We start from the raw sequence: 7,495 nt of genomic DNA, 5'->3' as shown, positions 1-7,495 counted from the left end.
CAAATTGGCAATGACCTTGGCAAAAGAGCATTCAAGGAATTCCTAATGCTTTGGTTCAAGAAAACAGATGTAGAGAAGGTGCTTGAAGGAATTTCATTATGGTGCAAGTATGCTGGCATTGCTGAGTATGACTTTGAAACAGACGGGAGAAATTACACTATTACTCTTCACCATGATATCGGAGAAAAATGGTCAAACTTGATAGGACACCTTATCTCCCAAGGAATCAAAACAGAGCTTGGTTTACCGAACACAAAGCTCGATTTTACAGATAGTCTAATAATAATCAAATTCTTTATACCTTAGTAATAAGGGAAGAAGGAGTAGTAGGAAGGAACAATCAATCCATAACCCAATATGGGTCGTTTTACATGTAATTTAAAGAATACTAGGACAGGAAAAACCATAAATTTGATTTAGAAAGGCAAGCTCTCAGGTAGCCAATAAACTGCAGGATTATTTCGAACCTTACACTGACTCAAAGGAAGGTAAGGCCTTGTGTGTAGATGGTTGCTTCCATCCACTCGATGATGATCTTGAACGTAGATGAACACTTCATTGTACTGAAGAAGGAAAATTAGTAGGTTGAAATGTTAATCAATAGTCCAGAGATCATGATTTTGTATATATAATCGTAGATCAAAATATTAACATGCTTAGAAAATGCTGTGTCAACTAATTCTATATTAATCGTATATCCTACTATCTAGAAGTTTTGAAAATAAGTCCCGAAAAATAGAAGTATGGGTCTTTTTACAGTTGGATATTAAATGGAGATGCCTAATGGACAGTCCAATAAAGGGAAAGAAGGAGGAGGTAATACTGATACACCCACTGACTTGTTACGTAGAACACGTATATCATTTCTTGTAACTTCTGGCCTAGTTATAGTATTTGCTGTCAGTTATGGATATCTAGAATACTATTATATAAATGACCCAGTTTTAGGAAAGACGGCCAATCTAACAATCAAGGGTGGAACCCAACACGTTACTACTCTAATAATAGGTGGACTTTACTCTTACCATATATATCCTATGATGATAATTTTTATTCTCGTAGGCTTTGGTCCGTTCTTTGATAGTATTAGCTTCAACATACTTGGTAGACATGAAAGAAGTAAAGCTGCATCATTAGGAATTGCTAACGTAATATCTGCTATGCTAGTTGAAGACTTTACGTGGTTTTTCTATAGATGGTGGCTACCACTTGATAATGACCCCAAGAGAGGCATGCTAATGCAGGCATCAGATTGGACAACCAAGAGCATGGGTTCAACCCCAATAATACATACAAATCTACTTGGTAACTTTGTGATACCATATTGGTATATTATAGCTATAGCCACAGCCGCAATTTTTTACTATTATGCTTTTAAGCGGTCCAAATAAGAATGGAGAAATTGTATTTCTACAGGTGGTGGATTCGTATTTAGTGCAATAGCAGAATATGCCATCAATAATGTTATGAAAATAAAGAAGTATTCAATAAGATGATTCATACTAAATACCAATTGTCACTTCACTATTGCGGTACGTGCACACGAGATGATAATGGGATATAGAATGCTTATTAAGCTAAAATAAGCTAATATATCGTTAAATAAATTAAATAAATAAGTCAAAAAATGAAAGAAGGAGCGGAATCTCTATTTTGACTCTATAGTATTTGTGCTGTTCGTTTCAGTAATATTGGGACTTCCAGTTGGACTTCCGGTTTGAAGCATCTCTTCTTCTTCTAATACATCTTCCATCTCTGTAGCTAGCTTGTGAATTATCTGAGCATTGTATCCCTTTGCGAGTTCCTGATTTACATGAAGAACAAAACTATTAATCGTCTCATATGGACTACCAACTCTAGCAGGTAGTTTGTCTGCTTGTGCCTGAGTTGTTATTATACCTCCTGGTGGCACAAATTTGTCATCAGGTATTGCTACACCGTTAGTAATGGTACTTGAAACTCCAATTGCTACTCTATTTCCAACTTTTGCGTTAAAAATTAGACTTTTCATACCTACAAAGGTATCATTTCCTATATATGCAGGACCATGGACCTGTACATCATGGGCTAAGCTGACTTTGTCACCTACAAATATGGCGAATCCATTTTTAAATGAAGTATTATTAGCTTTCAACAAAAGTCCTTCGGCTGAGTATCTTCTATCATCAATATTCTTACCATGAGCTGTGGTTTCAAGTGCATGTAGAATAACACCATCTTGTACATTCGAATAATTTCCAATATGAATAGGTGTTCCTTCATCACCTCTACAAACAGCAAATGGTGCCATCAGAACTAGTTTTCCTATTTCACAGTCACCAATTACTGCAGCTAGAGGATCAATGAATGCAGTTTTGGAAATTGTTGGAAATGTTGCATTTGGATTAAAATCAGTCCGAACGTTAGGACGGATGTTCGAAGATGCAGCAGGCTGTCCTAAAGTCATGTTAGTATTAGATCCCAATATCTGCGACTGTTGTTGTGGTGCCAACTGTGCAGCTTTTGCAAAAACCTGGTCAGAGGTTGCTGCCAGTAATCCTATAGCCAGTGTTGTTGCAAGCAAAAATCTTAAGTATGTTAGCAAGTTAGCGTGTGACAACAACAGTCTGGTATATAAAAAGTTGTGCAGGCTATATGTGTGCTGAAATCAGATTTAATGAAATGCCTCTAATTCTTCAAACAATATATTTCTATATCGAAGTTGTATTCTTTCCCAATCTTCCTTCCTTCCTTCGCTATCTAATATCTTTATAACCACAAGAGACTTGGAAAATGTCATTACGGCTAAACCTAGATGGGTATAGATGGGTGCAACAGTTGTTATTATAACAGAAAGGCAGTATAGTCAACAAAAAAATGGAGGGGATGTTTATATATCCGTTGTCGAGATGTTCTCTATCCTCCTGGGACACAATACTGACCTGTAAGACGTGGAATATAATATATCCATTTTTCTTGTTGTTTATGTATCATTATTATGCTTTCATTTCTGCTGTTATATGATTAGATTAAAGATTGTGGCATAATAGCTATTAGCCTTTATTCCTTCCAGTAGCCGGGTATATGACAACAGGTATAGAGAATGCTCTATGCAAGGGATTTCATAGTCAGTAGGATTTCAGTGGTGCCTTAACGAATCGGGAAAAGACTAGATTTAGATTTCTCACTTTTATTATATGTAGTTAAATAGGAAATGCTTTTTCATTTTTGGTGACTAGGACTAAAATATGTGTTTTCTTATAATCTTCTGCGTTATTACTGTAAGTGTTATTGGTAGAAAGATGTTACCAATTTCAGCCATCTTGGGAACATCACACTATAAACATATCATCATGAGACATCTTATCGGATGTATTTGCAACCTAGATTGTAAATTTTGATGTCGGCAAATTATTTGGTTTTACAAAGTCAATGATTTCAAGCCTGCTTGTTGGTATGTCAGTCGTATGTTCTATTGTCAATGCTATTGAAACCTGAAACTCATAAATAAAATTATTACAACAGTTTAATCGATAGTTGACATTTGAACTCGATTTGGGTATGTATGTTTGAAATTCAGACTTCTAAAATGTCCAAACTTCTGCCATTAGTATTCATAATAATAGGCATATTGACACAAACCCCATTTACTGATGCACCAAAGATTTTTGCACAATCAACAAAAGCAAGTCAAACATCGAAGATGGGATCCCTGCCTTCACCTTCATCTCCTCCACCCCCTCAATTTGGTCCGCCATCACCAGAAATATCTGCGACTCAAAAAAGCGCTTCAACAAATAAGACATGTATAGTTATGCCATCAAAACTGAAACTACATGGATCTCCCCAACAGACTGAAGGTCCATACTTTGTCGATGACATGCCTAATCGTTCTGACATTAGATCAGATCCGTCAACCGGTATGATACAACAAGGCATTCCATTGCACCTCGTAATCCATATTTATAGTCTCAATAATGGAATATGTGCTCCGATCAGGGCGGTTAAAGTCGACATCTGGCATGTGAATTCTCAAGGAATATATTCTGCAGTAAAGGACTTTGGTACTACAGGACAACAGTTTCTTCGTGGTTATCAAACAACAGGCAATGATGGATCTGTTCACTTCACCACAGTTTATCCAGGTTGGTATCAGGGTAGAACAATTCATATTCACGTCAAGGTCCGCACTTTTGAAGGATCAAATAAAACTATGGATTGGACCTCACAGTTTTACTTTGATAATAATCTCAACAAACAGATACATACCCAGCTCCCATATAGTAAACACGGGCCTCCCACAACTACAAACGAACAAGATGGAATCTACACAGGACCATCAACAGATGGCCTGATCAAAGATAATAGTGGGCAACACATGCTCCTTAATGTGAGTAAAGAGGGGCAGGGCTACCTCGGAACTTTCAATATAGTGTTAAGCTCCACCACTTAGTCAAGCATCTAAAATAAGATATACTAACTAAGATAAGTTGGCTTAAACTATACTGATGTATACTGCACAATCGAACAACGTCAGCACACTTATGCCAATTGGTATAAGTATAGTAGGACTTACCATAGCAGCTAGTATTAACTATACTTAAAATTACCTGCTGATGGTACATTTAACGAATAAATGGCCACATGTCCAAGGTGCGAATCTAAGGATGTCGACCTTATCCAAACAACGACAGACCAGATTACGTACAGGTGCAAAATAGATAGCTTCGAGTGGAATGAACCCAAGTCAGATAGACAAATAGACACTTGATAAACATCAACTATAACTAGGCAGCCTTCCTTACTTGTGAAGAAAGGAATTCCGAGTCATAACCACAAAGACTAAAGCTAAGCATTCCTTAAGTCTAGATATGAGAAAACAAACATGAGGTTAGGTTGGCTTAGTGTATGGGCAGTATACAGGTTTAGAGGGTAGTTATCTAGTACTTGTCAATAGAGAATCTTGTATTTCTACAGGTAGTGGATTCTCATTTGGTGCAATTCTCTCAAGTATTTAGACGTTTTACAGAGAACCATGGATGTTATTCAGTAGGAAAATTTGTTCTTCTTATTCACTTACGAAAGTGTGTAGGTGACAATCAAGTCTTGAAGATCCTGTACTACACTTGAGTAATGGATTTCTTAGCGTTGAATCTCTTTTAATGTTAAAGAATCTCTCAAAGCGGCAATTTCGTTCAGAGCCCAATTCAGAGTCTCTATTTCAGTATGAAGCGTTTCTGTATATATGGGGTTATGCGCTGGATGTATGTTATTCTTTATATGTTGAATTCTTGCTTTGATCCTTTGTTCTAATGCTGATAATTTACTCATAATCAAGTATCTTCTAATCACGATTTATTGGTTGAAGGATGATCGGGAGAGGGAGTGTATTTGCCAAATCGTGTATACTCTTACCATGACAGTACATTTATTCTAGCAATTCTCCTGATTACGTATGGCTTCAGAAATAGGATTTTCAGACGTCCTCACTTTAGCGCAAACAATTGGAATTGTAGGGACAATGATATTAACCCTCTATTTTTCAAAGAGGCAAATACAAGCACTATCAAGTGACACAGAAACGAGGGTTCTCAATGATTTAGATGAAAAATTTCATAATATGGCGATGTTGGTCATGGAGGACCCCTCTATAGTACGCGTGATTGAAACACGTGATTATGCAAAACAGAAAGAAGTAGCATTTTCCTTCTATATTCTATGGATGTGTGCTCATGCTTATGCGATGCGACAGAGAAGAGTACTTGATGATAATGAATGGACCGGTTGGTTGCAATGGATGAGGAATTGTTTTCGGAAAGGAACATTGAGTGAAACATGGAAAGAAGTAGAATCTGATGGATGGTTTAACCCTGCTTTTCAGAATTTCATAAATAGAGAAGTAGTGACAAAATGATCCTGAGAGGCCCCTTCCCTTTTATTACCTCAGTGGGATTCACATCGGGATATAAACCGAGTCACGGCGTTTTGCCAAATTGTGTCATTTTGTGTTTGAATTCGAATATCAGAATCAAATAAATCATCTCAAATGAATTCTACAATTAATATTCCCTTTAAGGGAGCAAAAAGAGAACCTATGCGTTTTTTATAAACCTTAAATTGAACACTGTTCTTACTCCACGAAAATGAGTTCATTTTTTGATCCTATGTGTGTTGGGAATGAATCATGATAACAGTTCCTAGAAACGTTGCAGTTTTTGTACTTACATCAATCCTAACTGTGATTCTAATTTATAGTTCAATTACAGAATTTCATGTGATCGCGAAACCAAAACATATTGATATGCTTTGTCGTGACGCTACGCCCACAGCCCCGGGTGCGATCAAAGCAGAGGTATGTTGTCAAATTATCAACGGTAGTATCTCAGTTTGTACTAAATGTCAATATGATGCTAACGGTAATGATGTCGGTGGTTGTATCAATTTTTATCCTCAACGACAAATGCCAGGAGGTAGCTCAACTCTTCCACCAACATTTGCCGGAGGTTCTCTCTCTTCAGGTAACAACACAGGTGGTGTAACAAACGGACAAACAGGTCCTCCCAATCGCTTAGGAACTGTCCTCCCTTCAGGTAACAATAACAACACTGGGACATCTACTGCATTGACCGCAACAAAGGAACACAACACTGCATCGCCGAATGTTCTGAGCTCAACAGGTAACACTGGAAATCCAAGTACCAACGATGGTCAAAACCAAAATCAACAACCTTCTGAACATCATCATAAAGGCGAACAGAATGGTGGAACATCCTCGAATGGGAATTCTCAAAGTGGCAATACAAACAATAATCCATCAAGTGGAGGGAGTAATAACGGTAAAAGCGATAACAGCAACAATAATAAAAACAGTAAGAAATAACAATGCATTGGGGCGCCCTAATCTGAACCTAGAATTAAGCGCATCATAGAAATGGAGATCTAATATTATGTTCAGTGTATTGTTTCCAAAAGCGATATGTTCTATAATTGGGAATTGAGATTGGGTACTGTTCAATTTAATTGAGCTAAATTCAGTACATTATTTCCAAAACGAATATTTCTATAATTCATTATGTAACGATACAAAAAGCTCGGAGTCAATCGTGGTTGATTGGAAACCGTTAGTAGATAAGCTTACATCAACATGACACTATGGGGTACCCCTTTTTAAAATTATAATTAATTTACCACTTAAAATTCACTTAAATTCATTAACAGAAACATTCTGAAGAATATATTCAACGTTGAATATGTCCTCTTATTCCCCTATATTTCTAGAGATTGTTCTGTAGAATTTGTCAAATACCATCAAGTTAGATTACCATGTACAATGAACCAAGCTAAAATTATGTTAGCAATCGCAGCAGTAATAGCAGCTGCCGCGTTGACAACAGCAGCATTTACTGTCCCGCAACAAGTCATGGCGTACAAACACAACCATCATAACAACCACAATGACATTAAGGTAGATCAGCAGATTAATCAAGCGAATTTCTGTGACAATGGACCTGCGTGC

The 7,495-nt window shown here is 37.0% G+C and carries 8 protein-coding genes; 6 read left to right on the top strand and 2 right to left on the bottom strand.

Features of this window, described 5'->3' with window-relative positions; translation table 11 throughout:
* A partial coding sequence (locus DYY65_RS11385; RefSeq protein ID WP_162478079.1) for a hypothetical protein occupies positions 1-306 on the top strand: 306 nt, incomplete at its 5' end.
* A gap of 470 nt (positions 307-776) precedes the next feature.
* Positions 777-1,391: a hypothetical protein gene (locus tag DYY65_RS11380; protein ID WP_162478078.1), complete on the top strand. Its 615-nt coding sequence runs from the start codon at positions 777-779 to the stop codon at positions 1,389-1,391.
* A gap of 257 nt (positions 1,392-1,648) precedes the next feature.
* On the opposite strand, the gene DYY65_RS11375 is transcribed toward DYY65_RS11380, so the two are convergent.
* Positions 1,649-2,599 (bottom strand): hypothetical protein, encoded by a 951-nt coding sequence (locus DYY65_RS11375; protein WP_162478077.1) that lies wholly within the window; start codon positions 2,597-2,599, stop codon positions 1,649-1,651.
* Between the two features lie 969 nt (positions 2,600-3,568).
* On the opposite strand from DYY65_RS11375, the gene DYY65_RS11370 reads away from it, so the two are divergent.
* Entirely contained in the window at positions 3,569-4,432 is an 864-nt protein-coding gene (locus tag DYY65_RS11370) for a dioxygenase family protein (RefSeq protein ID WP_162478076.1), read from the top strand.
* A 689-nt stretch (positions 4,433-5,121) separates the two neighbouring features.
* Here the strand turns inward: DYY65_RS11370 and DYY65_RS11365 are convergent.
* Positions 5,122-5,310 carry a hypothetical protein gene (locus DYY65_RS11365; RefSeq protein WP_162478075.1) on the bottom strand — a complete coding sequence of 63 codons (189 nt, stop codon included), beginning with the start codon at positions 5,308-5,310 and terminating at the stop codon, positions 5,122-5,124.
* A gap of 124 nt (positions 5,311-5,434) precedes the next feature.
* Between DYY65_RS11365 and DYY65_RS11360 the strand changes: the two genes are divergently transcribed.
* The 3 genes from DYY65_RS11360 to DYY65_RS11350 form a co-directional block, all read left to right on the top strand.
* Positions 5,435-5,893 carry a hypothetical protein gene (locus DYY65_RS11360; RefSeq protein WP_162478074.1) on the top strand — a complete coding sequence of 153 codons (459 nt, stop codon included), beginning with the start codon at positions 5,435-5,437 and terminating at the stop codon, positions 5,891-5,893.
* 270 nt (positions 5,894-6,163) lie between these two features.
* Complete coding sequence (locus DYY65_RS11355; protein WP_162478073.1) at positions 6,164-6,859, top strand: hypothetical protein; 696 nt, start codon at positions 6,164-6,166, stop codon at positions 6,857-6,859.
* A gap of 450 nt (positions 6,860-7,309) precedes the next feature.
* The coding region (locus DYY65_RS11350; protein ID WP_162478072.1) for a hypothetical protein at positions 7,310-7,495 on the top strand (186 nt) is incomplete at its 3' end.

The organism is Nitrososphaera sp. AFS, from assembly GCF_009898475.1.
GTDB lineage: Archaea > Thermoproteota > Nitrososphaeria > Nitrososphaerales > Nitrososphaeraceae > Nitrosopolaris.
This window is presented reverse-complemented; position numbering and strand designations above follow the sequence as displayed.